Origin of the sequence: Acanthopleuribacter pedis (assembly GCF_017377855.1) — a bacterium.
GTDB lineage: Bacteria > Acidobacteriota > Holophagae > Acanthopleuribacterales > Acanthopleuribacteraceae > Acanthopleuribacter > Acanthopleuribacter pedis.
This window is the reverse complement of sequence record NZ_JAFREP010000007.1, coordinates 156,769-175,313: the sequence shown is the minus strand read 5'-3', so window position 1 is coordinate 175,313 and position 18,545 is coordinate 156,769. Positions and strand designations below refer to the sequence as shown.

The following is an 18,545-nucleotide window of genomic DNA, read 5'->3' as shown; positions in this document are numbered from 1 at the left end:
GAGGGGGCGGCCCTCCCTTTTACTCAATCGAGCAAGACTCGACGTAGCGCTGCTACGCCGAAAGGTCGGCCCCGCTCCGTTTGCGCTTGGTCGTAAGCTTCGTAATCACAAGGCTTTCAGCTTCTCGCGACGAATTCTCGTGAGAAATGCGGGCTAATCCCATGCGGTAATTACCGAATCGGTTGAAAACACACAGAGCGTCAGTCTACCAAACCATCGCGGGTAAAATCTCACCAAAATTTAACTCATGCAAGACGATAACGCGCCGTGGTTTTCGCTAAACCCCTAGGTTGCAACGGCCTGCAAAAAGACTCAACGCACCCGCCAGGTACAGCTCCGCTTGTTCCAAATCATTTTACGCCAGATCTTTAGAAAATTCCCCCTCGCTTCAGCGCCACGTGGGTTTAGAAGGCCGCAAACCCAAAGAACACCGGGGTCCACGAAGCAATCACTAACCGACCGCGGATAACACCTGCCGAAACAGGGCTTTAACAATGTCGATATTGTTGGACATCAAATCAAAAAAGTCCTCGGCGTCCACGATGATCAGGTGCACGTCGCGGGCCACCCGCGCCGTGCAGCTCCGCAACCGCCCACTGAGGATGTCCTGGTGGCCGAAGGCGTCATGAGGGCCGAGCGTTTGAGAAGAACCTTGGTCTTCAATCACCACCTCCCCGGAAACAACGCAAAACAAATACTCGGCGCTGTCACCCGGCGTGTAAATGGTTTTACCCGCCTCAAAATGGGTTTCTTCCGCCAGGTTGGATATACCGAGCACCTCCCCCGCGGTGCAGTAACGAAACAGGTTTACTTCGCGGAGGAAAAGGATTTTTTCGATTTGGGCCATGTCGGTCATAAGCGGCTCCCGGCGGAATGTTACCTAAGTTTAAGGGGTCGGCGATTTGCGCCCGGCACGTATTTGTTTCCACACCCACTCGGCGGTTTCAAGCACAAAATGGTTGGTCGCCTCCGCGGCCATGCGTTCGACCAGCGGATACAAGCTTTGGTGCTCCTCCGCGTAAACCCGGTACACGGCGGCGGCGGCAATCGCGTTCTGGACGGGATCGCCGGGATGATGCTCGAGGATCAGGCGTGTCAGCACCACCTCGAGCGGTTCCGATTCAATTTGGAACAACTTGGCCCCGGTTTTCAATTTGTCGCTAAGACGGGTGTCGCCGATCACGGCCATCATGAAGCGATGAACATCACCACTGATGGCGCTGTCCAAATACTCAACGGCATTGCTGCGCCGTTTGGGTTTAATGCTGACGAGGTTGCGTTCGGCGGCCCGAAGATCCTGCTTTGGATAAAGCAAGCTAATCAAACCCAGCAAGTTGGAAAGCTGGGATACCAGTCGCTCGGCCAGAAGTTGGTGTAACAGCGTCGGCTGACGCTCGCCGCGGTAGTTCCACTTCACGAGCGGGCCTTCCAAACGGCCAAAGCGCTCGAAACGCAACACATGCAGATCACCGAGCCTGCGCATGTAGCGCGAGGCCTCGCCATGAATCGCCTCGCGAATTTTGCGCGCGGCAAAGGTCATGTTGACCTTTTTGCCACACAAGGTTCCCAATGCCTCAATCACCTTGTGTCGCAGAAAGGAGTCGCGCGTGGTTAAGTTTTCGATGAGGGCGGTGGCCGAGGCCAACCCCCCAACTTGGGCAATGGTTTTGGGGATGGCACGACGCACCCATACGTGTTCCTCCGTGTCGTTCATAAAGTGAACCAGCGCCGGAATCACGGCTTCACCCGAGGCAACCAGGGCTTGGCGGCACACATGTTTTAGCCGCCGTTCGCGCATCAGCGAGATCAGGGTAGGCACGTACATGGGGTTGGGAAAACCGGTTTCGGCCCGTTCTTGCACGGCCCGAATCGCTTGACGCACCACCATGTGGTCTTGGTCGTAGAGGAACTGCACCAGTTGAATTTGGAAATGAGGATCGGGGATTTCTTGCAGGGACTTGGCAGCCTCGGCGCGTACCCGCGGATCGGCGTCACGGCTCATTTCCACCAAACTCTGACCGGCCTGCTGCACCATCTTCTCATCGCCGTAACAGGCCAAACAGGCAATGGCGGCGGCGCGCACCCTAAAATCGGGATTGGTCATTTCGGGTTGCATCAGCGCACACACATCTTCGCCCTGCATACCTGCCAAGGTACGAACCACGGTGGCACGCACCTCGGGATCGCTGTCACTTAAGCAGCGGCGAATCAGCGGCAGCGCCTCCTCGCGCCGTTCGGCGGACAAAACACCCAACACCCGGATGCGCACTTGCGCGCTCTCGTGGTGCAACAACAGGGCGGGAATCAAATGGCTCTTTTCATTGCTTTCCAACAGATCAATGCTGTTGAGCACCCGTTTTGGATCGGTACTTCCCAGGCCTTGGAACAACAATTCCAGCGAGACCATGTCATTGACATTAAAGTTGATCGGCTCAGTCAAAGCGGCGGTTTGCAGTGAGTCCCGATAACTGCGAATGTAGTGCTTGTGGGTAAACAGGGTGACGGTTAACCACACCGTCCCCAGCACCAAGGTCACCCAGCCGACGTGCATCGGGTGAAGCAAGCCGAAACTTACAGAAAGCAGCACCAACGCGGCGGCGCCGCGACCAAAGCGGGTCACAAAGACATCGATGTACGCCTTGGCCTTGGAACGAATTTCCGGCCGTACCGGTAGGAACAACAGCTCGCGCGTCACCTGTTCAATCGAATGGCGGAAGCCACCCTCACCCACCTTCAGGCAAAATACGGTGGCCAGAAGAACCTCGGGTAACATGCCGAAGCTCAACAAAACCAAGCTCGTCCCCGCCACGATGGTGAAGGGCAACACGCGCATGCCGAACCCCACACCCAAGTTGCGGTGGATGCGCGAGGTGAGGAAGATTTGAAACACAAAAGCCGAGATACTGATTAAGGAAAAGAGGTTACCGAACAGCGAGGTCCGTTCACTGAGGTCATTGGTCGCGTTTTCGACAACCCAGTTGAACTGCAAATCGACAAACTGAGCCAGCACCAGCGAAAGAAAGGTCGTCAGTGCCACCAACTTAAGGTACTTGTCCCCAAAAACCAATTGCAGGCCGCCCCGGGCCTGGTCTCCCTTGGAGGGTTTCGGTGGAAGCGACTTTTCATCCCGTTGGTCCGCGCGGGCGTCAATGGCGTAGATCAGCAAAGACAAGCAGGCCATCATCACCGCGGCCGCGATCAGCACGTGGCGGGTTTCGCCGTGCAGCGCGATCAAGCGGGCCAATTGGCTGCCAAACATGCCGCCCAGGGCGCCGCCGGCGGCAATCAAAGCGAACAAACGTTTGGCGCGCTGGGGATCGAAGAGATGGTTGGCGAAAGACCAAAACTGGCTCACAGAAATTCCGAAGGCAATCCCTACCCAGAGGTAAAACGCGAAGGAAACCAGTTCGGTGGTTTCGCGGAACCACCACCAAAAAGCAAGCGAACCCACGGCAAGGAATAGATTGCTGCCCGCCGATAGATGGCGACGAGGAAAGCGGTCGACCAACCGGCCGTAAACCCGCAGGATCGGGTAGGACGTTAGCGCAACGGCAAAATAGGCCAGCGGCAGTTGCACGGCACCCAGCGAATCGACAAAGGTCGACTGGCGCACCACCTTGCCGGTGTAGAAACAGGCGAACAGCAAACCGGAATACAGCAGCACAAGCGTGGCGATCCACCCCTCACCCGCGCGGATATCAATGCCCAGGTAGTGGAGAATGGTGTTCCAGAAGGGGATCTCGTCGGAAGATTGGCGCTGATCGGGGTGAGGCGTTTTCGACATGCATGACTCAAAGCAAAGGTGGCCCGACGGAAACCGGGAGCACGACCGCGTCCAAAAAACGGACACGACCGAAACACGCGTTTCCGAAAGCGGCCTGGCGGCCGTCCTGTCCGCGGGTCATTCAGGGGGCTAGCCCGCATTTCTCACAAGGAATTCTGCTACGAAGCCGAAAGCCATGCAATTACGAGGGAGCGGCCTTCCGCGTTACTCGATCGAGCCGCCTTCGGCGTAGCGCTGCTACGCCGAATGGTCGGACCCCTGTGGCGTCTCTCGGTCATAATCTTCGTACTTACAAGGCTTTCAGCTTCTCGCGACGAATCCTTGTGAGAAATGCGGGCTTGCCGTATGTTAGCGCCAATCACCCGGGTTCTACAATGGCCGAAGCGCGCGGAACCGCGATCCCGCGCCGCGAAGGCTTATTTTTTCATCAAACCAACCAAAGCCAAGAGGATCACCGCGCCGACGAAGGCGGTCACCAACTGACCGATCAAACCACCGGTGGGCGCCAAACCAAGGACCCGGAAGGCGTATCCGCCCACGTAGGAACCGACGATCCCGACGATCAAATTGCCGAACACGTTAAGGCCGCCTTTCATCACTTTGCCGGCGGCAAACCCGGCGGCCAGCCCAATCAGCAGCATAAGAATTAAATCCATTTTCGAAACCTCGCAATAAAGGTGGAAAGGGAAAACCGCGACCGAGATGCCGGTCACCTCGGAAACACGGCCGGTCCCGATATTAGCACCTCGTGGAGGGGATGCGGATGGATGAAATCCCATCAAGGCAGCGGCCGGCCTGGCAACAGGCGGGATACCCACCGAGGGTTTCGCCGAAAACCGCTAGTGATCACTTCATGGAAAAACACGGTACCGCTATTCTGAACCGCAAGCAAACGCAAACCATGTCCGTGCCGCACCAATTGTCCAAATAAAAGCGGGCTTGCCGACCCACATAGCCCGTATTTCCACGCGGATGCGCTTGGCGGTCGGCCGAGTCCCATGATAAAGTGCTGAAAACACATGGCGCAAACCATCCAGTCGAAGCCGGGGTTCTTTTCTTCCCCGCCGTCTATCTCACGCTACCTTGCTTTACCACCTAACTGTTTGGCTTCGCCCGCCCTAGGCCTCACCCCGCGCGGTGGAAGGGAATCAACTCCATCCGCCCCGGGAACAACCGGTCACGACACAAAGGTGAATCATGCGACTCCTGCGTTCTTTACGGCGAAGGTACGACCGCGCCGTTCGATTTTCGTTCCTTTTCAGCCTGTGGTGCTTGAGCGCGGCCCTTGCCACCAACCCAACGCCGCCGGTCGCCCTCGTGATCCACGGTGGCGCGGGCACCATCCTCAAAAAAAACATGACCCCGGAAAAAGAAGCCGCCTACACCACGGCCTTGCGCGAAGCCTTGGAACACGGCATGAGCCTGCTCGAATCGGGAAAACCCGCGATTGAGGTTGTTAGCCAAGTCATTGTGCTCATGGAAGACGCGCCGCTGTTTAACGCGGGCAAAGGCAGCGTGCTCACCCACAAAGGCGGCTTCTCTCTCGACGCCTCGATCATGACCGGGCACGACCTGCAAGCCGGTTGCGTGGCCGGGGTAACCACGGTGCGCAATCCGATTCTGCTGGCGCGCGCGGTGCTGGAGCGATCCCCACACGTATTTTTGTCGGGCGCGGGCGCTGAACAATTCGCACAATCCTTGGGCTTTAAGCCGGTGGATCCAAAATGGTTTCGCACGGAGCGACGGGTTCAGGAATGGCGCGATCAACTGGCGAAGGAAAAACAGCAGGGGCGGCGTCCCATGCCGGTCAAGTTCGGCACGGTCGGCGTGGTCGCCCTGGACGCCGCCGGAAACCTGTGCGCCGGTACCTCGACCGGGGGCATCACCAATAAGAAGTTCGGCCGCATCGGCGACTCCCCCATCATCGGGGCGGGTACCTACGCCGATAACAAAAGTTGCGCTGTCTCCGCGACCGGCCAAGGTGAGTACTTCATCCGCGCCCATGTGGCCGGCGACATCGCCGCGCGGGTTGCGTACCGCGGCGAAACCATCCAACAAGCGGCCGATGCGGTGATCCACAAGAAACTGACCGAACTCGGCGGAACGGGCGGCGTGATCGTCCTAGATCGCAATGGACGAGCGGCCTATTCGTTTAACACGGCGGGCATGTACCGCGGTTATTACCGATCCGGCGAAAAACCGGAGGTAGCGATTTACGGCGAGAAAGTTACCGCTAAATCCAAATAAGCCAAGCTAAAAGAAAAAGCGCGTTGTTCAAACCACGGCGCCAAAGAATGGCCGGCAACGGCGACGAGATGTCGGGCTTTGGTTTTTGTGAGCTAAAGCACATCCTTTGACATTTCCCCACTCTGTCCTTAGTTGTTTATTTAGACCACCCTGCGAACAAAAGCGAGATGAAGTCGAAATTTAACGGCACTTCTTTTGAATTTCCCGCGCCTTTAACCGATAATTTTAACAATACCCCTCTTTCCCGTTCCGCATAGAGGCTTTCATGCTTACCAAAACCCCGCAGTTAAAAAAAGCGCTGGAGGACCTAAAGAGTTCTTCGGGCGATATGCTCTCCAAGGGGCGCACGCTCAAGAAGTCTTTGGTCGAAAGTACCCTGGGTACCAAACTCGAGAAACATGCACGGCTTGAGTTGGTGCTCGACAAGTACATTGAATTGCTTCAGAACCAGTTGATTCCCGCGCTGGAAGAAGTGATTCAACCGGCACCGGAACAGGAACCGGAAAACTGCGGCGGCAAAAGGCGCGGCCTACCGCGCTACCGCCGTCGCTTGTCCATGTATTACAGCTTGCCCGGCCAAAGAACCAAACCGCGTCATGCCTATTCGCGTGACATCGGCGCCATGGGTCTGTTCGTGATGTCCAACCGCTTGGAAAAAGTCGGCCAAACGCTTCAGGTAGAGGTCGAGGTTCCCGATGTTGGCAAGATCAAGATGCAGGCGGTCGTGGTTTGGACCAAGTGGGTGCCGCCACCCTTGCGCAGCGTCGAGTACACCGGTTTCGGGGTACGACTGACCTATGCACCGCAAACCTGGTACGAGTTCTTCCTTGCCGTCGAAGAGGAAGAACACGCGGGTTCTTCGCGGGGGTAACGGCCAAAACGATTTCGTCCCAGCAACTTAACCAAGAGACCGGCAATTAATGCACGATTTTGGGACAATCTCCCGTATAATCGAGAAGCACGAACTTATTAGACCGGTCGGTTCAGATGAAACGCGATACAAAAAACCAACTCCTCGAAAAGGGCCTTGAGATCATCACCTGCAAAGGTTTTAACAACACGGGCATTCAAGAAGTGCTCGACGCGGTGGGTGCTCCCAAGGGCTCTTTTTACCACTTCTTTAAAAGCAAACAAGATTTCGGGCTGCAGATGATTGATTACCACGCCGCCCAATCCCGCGAACACATCAACAGCTTCCTGAACGACGAAAGCCACCCACCACTCGAACGCCTCAAACGTTTTTTCCAATCGACTCAAGCCGCCATGGAAGCCGCCGACTTCTCCGGCGGCTGCCTGATGGGCAACATGAGCCAAGAAATGGGCGACCTTAACGCGGCTTTTGAAAAAAAACTGGAGCGCAAATGGCAGGCAAGCCGCGCCGCTTTTGCCGATTGCCTGATCGCCGCGCGCCGCGACGGCGCAATCAAGGGCGATTTCGACCCAGACGACACGGCCGACTTCATGCTCAACAGCTGGCAGGGCGCCATGATTCGAATGAAGGTCACCCGCTCCTCCGAGCCCCTGGAACTTTTCCAGAAGATGATTTTTGAGCACCTGCTAAAATAAACCAATCAGTCTACAAAAAACCGCAAAATCCCTCAAGACGCTCACCTGAGCGTCTTTTTTTTCATGCGCACAACCAAACCGCCCCAAAGAACCACAAACACACAAGGAACGAACCACTTAAAGAAAGATGGCAGAGCAACACTCCTGCAAGAGCCACAAGAAAATGCACACCAACAGTTGACAGACCGACCGGTCTACTCTAAATTTACCCTCCATGCCGGGCACTTCCCTTGCCCGCGATTGCTTCGGTGCGGCGCGTCCCCATCCTTACGCGCCGCGCCGAGCTGCATTTGACCAACTTGCCCCACATCCCCTCTGGCCGGCTCCGCGCCCACCACGCCCACCACACGGCTCCACACGCGAGCACTTTTCACCCAACGGGCGTGCGGTGCGGGCCCACCGACGGGAACGGCTTGTTCGGCGCACAACCCACGTTGCCCACCAGGTTTCTGCTACCTAACGGAAGCCTTTGGGACCCATGTGGGTGCGCGCCGCGGAGGATATCTATGACAACTCGGACTTTGTTCGCGTCGCCGCTTTCCCGCCTGATGCGAAAACCCACGCTTGCATTGACGTTCCTGCTCCTCTTGCTGTCCCCTCTCCTTGTGGCCGCGGACCCAACCTTCGGCCTTGATCGTTTCGATCCCAACGCGCCTTTGATCAGTGAAGAACAGGGCCCCATCGGCCTTGACCGCGTTGATTTCATCCTCGGCAATGGCGAAGGTTCGGACAACTACCGCCTCGCCCTGCAATGGGATTGGTTCACCTACACCACGCCCAAGGGTGGTTGGACCATCGACGCTTCGCTTTCGCCCAACTACTCGGTTTTTAACGGTGCCGAACGCGAAAACGGCACCCACGCCCGCTTGCGTGACATCGGCCTGACCCCGATATTCACCTTTATTCCCGAACGGGTCGGCAACCGCCACCTCTCGCCCTTCGTGGAAATGGGCATTGGTTTGCACTACCTGACGGAAAAAAATGTGGGTTACAAGTCCTTCTCCACCAACTTCCAATTCGGCGACCATATCGGCGTCGGCGCCTATTTCGGCAAACACCAAGCCTACAAACTGGCTTATGTTTTCCAACACCTCTCCAACGCGGGCATTGAAGCACCCAACCCCGGCATCAATTTCCACTTGGTTACCTTCGGCTTCCGCATGGGTCGTCGCTAGCGCGGGTCGACAACGGTCGCGGTCTTTTCGTCCGCGGCCGTCGCCTCGGCCTCACCCGTGCGCAACATCTTGCGGGACAGCCCGCGCACGTTGCGCTCAACCGGCGATTCGGTCCGGCGCATCATCCCCCGACGCGAGAGCTGAGCGGCCCAATAGTGCCGGTAGAGATCGTGAACGGAATGGTCCGGTTGAAAATGAGCGCGAATCAGCGGCTCGGCCTCGTTTAAAAGGTTCGCGGCCATGCCGTCGTGGTTCAGCGCCAGCTCGGTACCCGCCATTTCCACGCGAAGGTAGCCCCCCCATGCCAAATCCCACATGCCGAAAGCGCGCAAAATCCTCCTGGCCTCCTGCTGATAAGCCAAGGCTTGTTCATAGGTGCCGGCCTCACTGGCGATACGGGCCAGGAGACGGTAGTAGGCAACCCGTCGGCCGGGGTCGGGTACGGACAAACCGTTGAGCCGGTCCAACGCCGCCACCGCCATACACTGCGCCTCCTCGAGACGACCCAAGGAAAGGTGGGTTTCAACCAAGGCGGGATGCGCAAAAAATACCTCTTCAACCTCAAGCACCCGCTCAAACCATTGCAAAGCCTCTTGGTAGCGACCGTCCAACAAAGCCACCTGGGCGCGACGCACGTAGGCGTATCGAGACAAAGCCACCGAATCCGCCCCCCAACGGGCGACAATCAGGTGTTCCCCATGGGCGAGCCAATCCTCGGCCGCACCAACCTGTTCTTGATCCAGCAAAACCCCGATCAAACCATCCATCACGATGAGACGCGCGATGAGATCCGCTTGCCCGGGGCGGTTTGACAAAACAGAAAGCGCCTCTTGAAAACGCGCTTCCGCCCCCTGAAATTGCCCTTTGTGGGCGGCCAGTTGCGCAAATTTCGCCGACAAGGTGTGGTAGGCAACCGGTTCTTGTTCGGCAACAACGCAGTACTGATCCAAGGCGTGGCGCAAATTGGCCTCGCGCCCGAGGACATCACCCGCGTCACCCGCGACATCGGCCAAAATTCGATAGGCCGCCCCACGCATCAGTGCCGCACCGGGCTCCCCAACAAGCAACCGAACGACCCGTTGGGCCGAGCTTTCTGCCCGCGCGGTCCAACCTTTCGCAAAATAAAATTCGCTTCGCCAACGTTCGATGTCGGCGCGAAGCATCATCCGATTACCCGACAGCGCCTCCAGATCTTCGCCCGCTTGGTGTAACAGCGCCAAACCTTCATCCAGCCGGCCGCCGGCACCCAGCGCAACACCCAACTGCTTTTGGAGTTGCACCTGAAGTTCGTCGGCGGGCGGGCCCAAATCGGAACGCAGAGAAAGACCACGCCGCAACAGGGTTTCCGCGCGGGCCGCGTCACCATACTTTTGGTAAACCTCGCCTAGCCCCAAATACAAACGGGCCCGATGCAAAGGCGGCTTGTCCTCTCCCTGATCGATTTCGGCGGTGGCGCGTTCAAGCATCGCGAGTACGCTTAGCGGTTGATCGGGATTCAAGCGAGGATCGGCTGCCTGCAACATGTCACGCAGAAACGCGCTCTCGGCAACAGCACCACGCTGGGCCCGCAAGGCCTCGTCTCGCTCCCGAATGGCGGATTCCCGCTGAACCCAGGCGGTAAGCGCCACGCCGGCAACAACGAGAAACGCGGCGGCCGGCACCCGATTGCGACTGAACCAGCGGCTGAGGCGGTAACCGAAACCGGCGCGACAGGCTTCGACCGGACGCCGCGACACATAGCGACGCAGATCGCTGGACAGCGCCGCGGCCGACCCGTAACGTTGGCGCGGGTCTTTGGCCAGCGCCTTACAGGCGATGGCACACAAATCGCCGGGAAGTCGCCGCCACGAAGGCAGACGCCCATCATGGTGTTGTTCTCCCTTGCGACGGTGGCGGTGGCGAATGGCGACACCGGCACGAACCGGAACCTGGTTACAAATAACGTCACGCCACTCCATCGGGTTATGGGTTTTGAAGCGATGGGGTAGTTTACCGGTGAGTAATTCGTAAAGAATGACGCCCAGCGCATAGACATCAGCGGCCGCGGTGAGCCGCTCCCCCCGAATTTGCTCGGGGCCGGCGTATTCAGGGGTCAGGCGACCAACCTCGGTTTGGATGGAAACCGGGGGCAAGGTCGCCTCTTGTTCCAGCACCGAGGCAATCCCAAAGTCCAGCAGTTTGGGTTGGCCGTCGCGGGTAATGAGGATGTTTTGCGGTTTGAGGTCGCGGTGGATGACCATGTTCTGGTGCGCAAAACCAACGGCGTCGCAGATTTTGATAAACAGTTCGATGCATTCACTGAGGCTGGGCGAATAGGTTTCGATGTATTGGGTCAACGGCAAGCCGGCGACATACTCCATCACCAGGTAGGGACAACCGTCCTCCGTGGTACCCCCGTCGTAAATTTGAGTAATGTAGGGGTGCTGCAGCGAGGCCAAAATTTGTCGCTCGCGGTGGAAGGCCTGGACCAGACGTTCGGCGTCTTGGTCGGCACGCACCAGCTTAATCGCGACCTGCATGGTGAAGTCGTCCTCGCGGGTGGCGAGGTAAACGACGCCCATGCCACCGCGTCCCAACTCGCGCTCCACGCGGTAACCGCCGATATGGGTGCGCACCTCTCGATGAGAAGGCGTGCTGCTCTCCTCTTCGAAGGATTCGGCATCGAGCAAACGGCTGATAAGGGTGGTGAGGAATTCGTCGCAACCCTCGCAGGCCGCTTCAATGTAGGACCTTCGTTGATCGCTTTGCTGCTCCATCGCTTCCATTAAAACTTGGTGAAGCCATCGTTCACGGGCGAGTTCATCATCGGCGGGCAGGCAGGTGGTATCAAAGACGCGGGACGGGTCGCTAGTGGGCATCTAGCTCTCCTTGAGCAAAAATCAGGGACCGTAAGGGGGAATAAATGATAGTAATTCACGACCGTTTCAAGGCGCGGGAGGGCAACAGGACGGCATCAAAGTAAAAGCCTGAACTGGGTCGGCCACCAACTAGCACGATGATTTTCTCTCACAAGACGCACAAAGAAACAATAAATGTGACAAAAACCACACAATTTCGTCATAAGAGCCGTGCCCAAAGCGAAGGAAACGAATCTTGGCGGAGAAACCCCTCATCTGTTGGGCAACAATGGGCCGCGGGAATGCTCACCACACCTTTCAAATCCGCACCCGCATGGCCCCGCCACGATTCGCCGTGAACCTTGACGCAGGGTGTGCCCAATTCTACACGATTTTATAAGCCCACATCACACCCTTCAGGCGATGGGGACCCTTCACCCTTTTAACCGTGCGGTGAAGCCGAGCCACAACCGGCTGTCGTGAACAGCAAACGATGACAGCCCGGGGTTAGGGAGCGGTGCCTCATCCTTGATCACCTCGTTTTCCACCAACCCGGTCCTAGAGGGACCGGCGTAGGCAGCTGGTGACGATTTTTCGCCAAGGACATTCGGGGGGATGGGCACGGTCCCGACTTTGGGCCGGCTGTCCTCAAGCGCATGCCAAGCAAAAGAGGGCCGCACCCCATCGGCACGACCCCGTTTCTTCGTTTGCTTTTTCATCCCAGCGCCGCCGGCTCGGTCGATTCGCCATTGGGAACGCAATTCGTTCGATCACACGGAAATCGGAGCAGCGATCAGGCGGGTCTTCACTGATTTAGTAGACGTCATTCACCGTGTTAAAGACATTGAATTTACCGGTTGGGGTCACCAATCTTGGATTTTTGATGACCTTGACAAGTTCTCGGGTTTTATCATCCACGACGACAATCGCGGACTGTTGATCCTTTCCGTTCCAAACTGAAAACCAAACTTCGGTCCCCTGCTTGTTGTACTCAGGTTGCACCACCCGTTTGGGACCTTCACCTAGATCCGCCCAGGCGGCAATCGGCAGAACCTCAAACCCTTTCTCAGGTCGGCCGATATCATAGACGGCAACCGATTGGCTAACGGACGGATCTGGGTTAAGCGGGGTATCAACCCACAGGTTTTTAGATTTAGGGTGAGATTTGACAAATAAGGAACCGCCACCCTGGCCATGCAGCACACGAACCACCTTCCAGGCCAGATCGGGCCGCTTCACAGGGTCGGTGCCAATGAAGGTTACTTTGTCGTTACCCAACGCACTCGTAACCCACACGGGTCCGAATTCGGGATCGATCAGGTTGGCACCCCGCCCGGGGTGAGGGATTTTATCCACTGGAATCAGGGCCTCCAGACGTTGTTCCCTTGAATCAACCACGGCGATGCGATCCGATTTATTGGCCGCTGTTAGGAAGTACCGTTTGCTGGAGTCCCAACCCCCGTCATGGAGGTAGCGCGCGGCGTCGATGGTAATGACTTTAAGGTTTTCCATATCGCGGTAGTTCACCAGGAGAATTTTTCCGGTTTCTTTGACATTCACAATAAACTCGGGATGTTGGTGGGAAGCCACAATGGCGGCCACCCTGGGTTCAGGATGATACTCTTGGGTATCCACCGTCATGCCTCGGGTCGAAACGATTTTTAGTGGCTCGAGGGTGGCACCGTCCATCAGGACAAACTGGGGCGGCCAATAAGCCCCGGCCACGGCATAACGATCTTCGTAACCTTTGTATTTGGAGGTTTCGACGGAACGGGCCTCTAACCCGATTTTTGACTCAGCAACTTTTTGTGGTGGGTCCATCCACAAATCGATCAAGTCGATTTTGGCATCGCGCCCGATCGTGTAAATATACCTGCCGGAGTGGGACGTTCGCGAGATATGTACCGCATATCCCGTTTTGATGATGGTGACAATTTCTTTAGTATTGCCGTCAATCAAGGCCACTTCACCGCTATCGCGCAGGGTAACGGAAAAGATATTGGCGATGTCGACATCGTTTTCTTTTCGGGTCGGCCGTTGATCCACGGGAACCAAAACCCGCCAATTTTCTCGGATCTCCGCCATGCCGAATTCCGGCGGCGAAGGGGGCTCGTGTTGTAGGAACTTGGCCATCGCCGTAATTTCATCTTCCCCCAACTCACCGGAACTTCCCCAGTTAGGCATGCCGCCGGGAGAGCCGTACCGAATCAACGCCTTGAGGTAATCGGTCCCTTTCGCACGAGTGATTTCGGGGGTTAAGGGCTTGCCGGTCGCCCCTTTCCGCAACACACCGTGGCACCCGGCACAACGCTGGAAGTAGAGTTGACGAGAATGTTCATATTGGGAACGGGTCATGGTAGGCGCTTCAGGTGAAATAACCATCTCGGTTGACGTGACCTGGGAAGGTCCGCCTTCGTAGGCCAACTCGGATTCGGTGGCGCCGGGATGACGCTCCACGGTCGCGAGATCCTTGGGCACATCCTTGCCGGAACGAGCACCCTGCACGTCCTCGACCGTGACGGTGGGACCCGCGTTGCCCCAGGCTGAATAGACGTAATTAAGGATGAGGGCGATGGTTTCGTCGTCAAGATGATGCTGGCCGGGCATCACGGTATTGTAGGTTTGGCCGTTGACAACCACTTCGCCGCTCAACCCTTTAAGAACGACGTCGATGGCCCGCTGTTTATCGGAAAGAAGGTAATCGGACTGAGCCAGAGGTGGGAACGCGCCCGGCAAACCCCGACCATTGGCTTGGTGACAAGCGCCGCAATTGGCGAGGTAAGCCTTCTCCCCCGCGGCGGAAGCCGTTTCGGCCTTGTGAACATCTTGTGCCATCAGCGATAGACAACCAAAAAGAAACAGAAAACAGGGTTTCATCTTCATAATAAGACCCCCTTAGTAGGCATTGGGTTTGGTGCCTATTTTTCCAGGATCTTGCCACGACCGACTATGACCCGAGTCATAGAGGAACACCATCCGTATCGTCGTGGGATCACCACGGTCCCTGTCGCCTATCCCAACTGAATTCCCGTATGATCTCGATCATACAGCGCCACCCGAAGCGGCGACTATCCTGTGGCAATTGAGGGAGGATCCCGTGTTGTCACACTTGGAAACCCAAAACGGGACCGGGCGGCGACGCCTCAATTTCGGCGATCGCATAAATACCGGCCAAATCCCGAATGGTAATTTTGCCCCGTTCGGAACAGATCAATCCCGTTTTTTTCCAGCGACTAAGTACGCGGATCGCCGTTTCGGTCGTGGTTCCTACAATCGCGGCAATCAGACTTTTGGTCATGTGAATCGGCTTCGGCGCTCGCCCGTCCGGCAGGGCAGGATCCACACCTGCCTGGTTCAAAAGAAGAATGGCGATGCGTTTTTCGGTAGGTTCCAACAGGGTCGCCTGCAGGGTGTAAATCTCGGAAAGACGACGGTTCAATTCCACCAACAAACTGAAAAAGACCTCGGGAATATGGGCAACCTGCTTGAGGAAGACCTCGCGGCGAAAGCCAAGTGCAATCACGGGGTCCACGGCGACCGCGTCGGCGGGAAAACGACTACCGGGAATGGTCAAACCCTTGCAACCAATCATATGGGGCGGCGCGGAAAGATGAAGCACCGCCTCCTTGCCCGAACGACACAGGCGCCGCATCTTGACCCGACCACGCTTGAGGATAAAAAAACGCTCGGCCGGTTCGCCTTCACGGAACAGGAATTCACCCGGCTCATAAGACACCACCGACGCGCATTCAGCCAAGGCCCGCCGCTGCTTGGCCGGCAAGCAATGAAAAAGCGGCAAATCATCCAGACCGTCAAGAAACACGTCGCTAGGTTTGATGGTTTGGGTCACGGCGCCACCTCACTTTACACGGGATTCACAGCAATTCGAATGCCAAAACCCGCACACCCCCAGACCTTTTCTTTAAAACAACTTACCGCAAAGAAACACACAGAAGGGCTGGTTCGGCATGCGTGAAATCCCGCCTCACAGCGAACTTTTACACGCTTAGCGACCCCCCACCTACCAGACCTTCATAAGGAGCACGCATGTTATCGAAATCTGCCGCTCGGCTGTTCTTCCTCGGCGGCACCGCCGTCTTTTCTCTGGTCTTCCTGGCGCTCACCATCGACACCCTCCGTCAGATTCCCAAACGTTCCAACGCGGAGGACATGACCGATGCCGTCAAACGCGGCCACGATTTGTGGACGTTTAACAACTGCATGGGCTGTCACACGCTCCTCGGCGAGGGCGCTTACTACGCGCCCGAACTCACCAAGGTCGTCGAACGCCGCGGCAAACCCTGGATTCGCATTTTTCTTAAAGACCCGGAAGCCATGTTCCCAGGTCGTCGCAAGATGATCAATTATGGCTTTAACGACGGCGAGATTGAGGACCTTCTCGCTTTTTTTGAATGGGTTGGCCGGATCGATACCAATGGCTTTCCACCCGAGCCGGATCTGGCAGAAAAGATCCAGGCCACCCAGGTGGTCACTCGCCAAACAACCTCGGACCATAAGGCGTTACCACAACCGGAAATGTTTCGAACCATTTGCATGAGCTGCCACGCCTTGGGCGGGAAAGGCGGTGTCGTGGGCCCCGCCTTGGACACCGTTGCCGCCAAATACAGCCGGGCGCAATTGGACCTTTGGCTTAAAAACCCGCAAGAAGTCAAGCCGGGTACCTCGATGCCCAAACTCCCCATGGACGATACGGTCCGTCGGGAGTTGGTGGACTTCCTGCTTTCATACCAAGGAGGCAACGAATGAAGTACCGTTCCCAAAAAATCGCCTGGCTTTTCTTTGCGACCAGTCTGGTCCTCCTCGTGCTGCAGGTTCTTTATGGCTTCATCATGGGGTTCGCCCACATGGGTTACGACGTCTTTCACGAATGGATTCCGTTTAACACCGCGCGGGCCGTTCATACCAACCTCCTGGTGGTTTGGCTCTTGAGCGGCTTCATGGGGTCGGCCTATTGGGTCATCCCCGAGGAAGCCGGCCGCGAATTGGTCAGCCCCAAGTTGGCCCTTGTTCAGTGGGCTTCGTTCGTACTGGTTGGGGTCGTCGCCGTCATCGGTTTCCACTTCAATTGGTGGGAAGGCCGCAAGTTTTTAGAAATCCCAAGACCACTGGATTATCTGGTTGTCGTCAACGTGCTGCTTTTTATCGGCCTTGTCGGGGCCACCGCTTGGCAAGGGCGCCGCTTCACAACAACCGGTATTACCCTGTTACTGGGTCTGGTCTCCGCCGCATTGCTGTACTTACCGGGGATGTACCACTTTGACAACCAGGTCCACGATTCCTATTTCCGCTGGTGGGTCGTTCACCTGTGGGTTGAAGGCGTCTGGGAACTCATCATGGGCGCACTGCTTTCTTATTTGTTGATCAAGCTAACGGGCGTGGACCGCGAAATCATCGAAAAGTGGCTGTACGTCATCGTTGGGATCACTTTTTTGAGCGGTATCTTGGGAACGGGGCACCACTATTACTACATCGGGGCCCCGGAATACTGGCTTATGATTGGCGGCATTTTTTCAGCCCTGGAACCCCTCGCCTTCCTAGGCATGGCCATTTTTGCCATGGCAATGATGCGCAAAGGCGGTCGCCGCCACCCGAATCGCTGCGCGCTGCATTGGACCATCGGCTGTGCCGTCCTGTCTTTCGTGGGCGCCGGTTTCCTGGGGATGGCCCATACCTTACCCCAAGTCAACCTTTGGACGCATGGGACCTTGGTCACCGCCATGCACGGACACCTTGCTTTTTGGGGCGCTTACGCAATGATCGTGTTTGCCATGATCATGTATACCATGCCGGAGATGACCGGGCGCAATTGCTACACGGGCTGGATTCCCGAGTGGGCCTTTCTTACCTCCAACATCGGCATGTTGGCCATGACCGGCGCCTTCGCGGTGGCGGGCATCACCCAAGTCTATCTGGAACGCAAGGTAGGGATGGATTTCCTGGATGTACAAGACGCGGTTCAGGTTCATTTTTTGGGTTTGGTATTGGCGGCGGCTCTTTTCGCGCTGGGCATCGCGCTGTTCGTCTGGAACTTCATCAGCTTCGGCCTTCCCGCGGACGACCTGAAAGACGAACCCGACCAAACAGAGAGACAGCCCCTTAAGGAGGCGGTCACATGAACGCGAACCGGACTATGACCGAAATCCAGCTACCTTGGTATCGGCCCGTGGCGCAAGAGGTCGCGCTGTTTGAGGCCTGCGCCGAACAACAACTGCCCCTGCTCCTCAAAGGCCCTACCGGCTGTGGCAAGTCCCGTTTCGTCGAATATATGGCCGCGCGGCTCGGTCGGGAACTCATCACGGTCGCCTGTCACGACGACACCACCGCAACCGATTTACTGGGCCGGTTCCTTATTCGCGACGGCGACACCGTCTGGTGCGACGGGCCGGTGACCCGGGCGGTGCGACGCGGGGCGGTCCTGTATCTCGATGAAATCGCGGAGGCCCGTCCCGATGTGGTTGTCGCCGTCCACCCGCTCACCGATCACCGGAGGGAACTGTACTTAGACCGATGCGACGAGGTCGTCACCGCCACCGCCGATTTCATGCTGGTCGCCAGCTTCAACCCCTTTTACCAGCAAGGACTCAAAGAACTTAAACCCAGCACACGTCAGCGATTTGTGTCGCTTTCATTTAACTATCCCACCGCCGCGGAAGAAGTAGAAATCCTGATGGGTGAAACGGACTGCGAGCGTGCGGTGGCCCGCAAATTAACCGCTCTCGCCGGCAAACTACGGAATGCGGAGCTACTTGGTCTGGCGGAAATCCCTTCGACCCGCTTGCTCGTAGATGCCGCGCGGCTGATCCATGCAGGGTTCCCACCCCGCGACGCCTGTCGCACCGCCGTGATCGAACCGCTCACCGACGACCCTCCGACCGTCACCGCCATGTGTGATCTCGCCGCACTTTGCTTCTAATC

General features: G+C 57.1%; 13 protein-coding genes. 7 read left to right on the top strand and 6 right to left on the bottom strand.

The window, feature by feature from the left end; genetic code table 11:
* Nucleotides 1–451: 451 nt before the first annotated feature.
* From J3U88_RS09960 to J3U88_RS09950, 3 genes are all read right to left on the bottom strand, one after another.
* On the bottom strand, nucleotides 452–856 hold the full coding sequence (locus tag J3U88_RS09960; RefSeq protein ID WP_207858511.1) for a cyclic nucleotide-binding domain-containing protein: 405 nt from the start codon (nucleotides 854–856) through the stop codon (nucleotides 452–454).
* Nucleotides 857–886: 30 nt separating this feature from the next.
* Complete coding sequence (locus J3U88_RS09955) at nucleotides 887–3,784, bottom strand: MFS transporter (protein ID WP_207858509.1); 2,898 nt, start codon at nucleotides 3,782–3,784, stop codon at nucleotides 887–889.
* Nucleotides 3,785–4,200: 416 nt separating this feature from the next.
* Nucleotides 4,201–4,440: a GlsB/YeaQ/YmgE family stress response membrane protein gene (locus tag J3U88_RS09950; RefSeq protein WP_207858506.1), complete on the bottom strand. Its 240-nt coding sequence runs from the start codon at nucleotides 4,438–4,440 to the stop codon at nucleotides 4,201–4,203.
* Nucleotides 4,441–4,981: 541 nt separating this feature from the next.
* Here J3U88_RS09950 and J3U88_RS09945 point away from each other — a divergent pair.
* From J3U88_RS09945 to J3U88_RS09930, 4 genes are all read left to right on the top strand, one after another.
* Nucleotides 4,982–6,031, top strand: coding sequence for an isoaspartyl peptidase/L-asparaginase family protein (locus tag J3U88_RS09945; RefSeq protein ID WP_207858503.1), 1,050 nt, complete (start codon nucleotides 4,982–4,984; stop codon nucleotides 6,029–6,031).
* Between the two features lie 265 nt (nucleotides 6,032–6,296).
* Entirely contained in the window at nucleotides 6,297–6,902 is a 606-nt protein-coding gene (locus J3U88_RS09940; protein ID WP_207858500.1) for a hypothetical protein, read from the top strand.
* A gap of 116 nt (nucleotides 6,903–7,018) precedes the next feature.
* Nucleotides 7,019–7,597, top strand: a complete 579-nt coding sequence (locus J3U88_RS09935; protein WP_207858497.1) for a TetR/AcrR family transcriptional regulator — start codon at nucleotides 7,019–7,021, stop codon at nucleotides 7,595–7,597.
* Nucleotides 7,598–8,103: 506 nt separating this feature from the next.
* Nucleotides 8,104–8,772 (top strand): acyloxyacyl hydrolase, encoded by a 669-nt coding sequence (locus J3U88_RS09930; protein ID WP_207858493.1) that lies wholly within the window; start codon nucleotides 8,104–8,106, stop codon nucleotides 8,770–8,772.
* Here the strand turns inward: J3U88_RS09930 and J3U88_RS09925 are convergent.
* From J3U88_RS09925 to J3U88_RS09915, 3 genes are all read right to left on the bottom strand, one after another.
* Nucleotides 8,769–11,630, bottom strand: coding sequence for a serine/threonine-protein kinase (locus J3U88_RS09925; protein WP_207858491.1), 2,862 nt, complete (start codon nucleotides 11,628–11,630; stop codon nucleotides 8,769–8,771). The two genes, J3U88_RS09930 and J3U88_RS09925, sit on opposite strands and share 4 nt — an antisense overlap.
* A 792-nt stretch (nucleotides 11,631–12,422) precedes the next feature.
* Nucleotides 12,423–14,492, bottom strand: coding sequence for a cytochrome D1 domain-containing protein (locus J3U88_RS09920; RefSeq protein WP_207858481.1), 2,070 nt, complete (start codon nucleotides 14,490–14,492; stop codon nucleotides 12,423–12,425).
* A 220-nt stretch (nucleotides 14,493–14,712) separates the two neighbouring features.
* Complete coding sequence (locus J3U88_RS09915; protein WP_207858478.1) at nucleotides 14,713–15,459, bottom strand: cyclic nucleotide-binding domain-containing protein; 747 nt, start codon at nucleotides 15,457–15,459, stop codon at nucleotides 14,713–14,715.
* Nucleotides 15,460–15,656: 197 nt separating this feature from the next.
* Here J3U88_RS09915 and J3U88_RS09910 point away from each other — a divergent pair, with 197 nt between their 5' ends.
* The 3 genes from J3U88_RS09910 to J3U88_RS09900 are packed head-to-tail and all read left to right on the top strand — an operon-like array spanning nucleotide 15,657 to nucleotide 18,543.
* Nucleotides 15,657–16,376, top strand: coding sequence for a c-type cytochrome (locus tag J3U88_RS09910; RefSeq protein WP_207858476.1), 720 nt, complete (start codon nucleotides 15,657–15,659; stop codon nucleotides 16,374–16,376).
* Nucleotides 16,373–17,746 carry a cbb3-type cytochrome c oxidase subunit I gene (locus tag J3U88_RS09905; RefSeq protein ID WP_207858475.1) on the top strand — a complete coding sequence of 458 codons (1,374 nt, stop codon included), beginning with the start codon at nucleotides 16,373–16,375 and terminating at the stop codon, nucleotides 17,744–17,746. Before J3U88_RS09910 ends, J3U88_RS09905 begins: the two co-directional genes overlap by 4 nt.
* Nucleotides 17,743–18,543: a CbbQ/NirQ/NorQ/GpvN family protein gene (locus J3U88_RS09900; RefSeq protein WP_207858473.1), complete on the top strand. Its 801-nt coding sequence runs from the start codon at nucleotides 17,743–17,745 to the stop codon at nucleotides 18,541–18,543. Before J3U88_RS09905 ends, J3U88_RS09900 begins: the two co-directional genes overlap by 4 nt.
* Nucleotides 18,544–18,545: the final 2 nt, after the last annotated feature.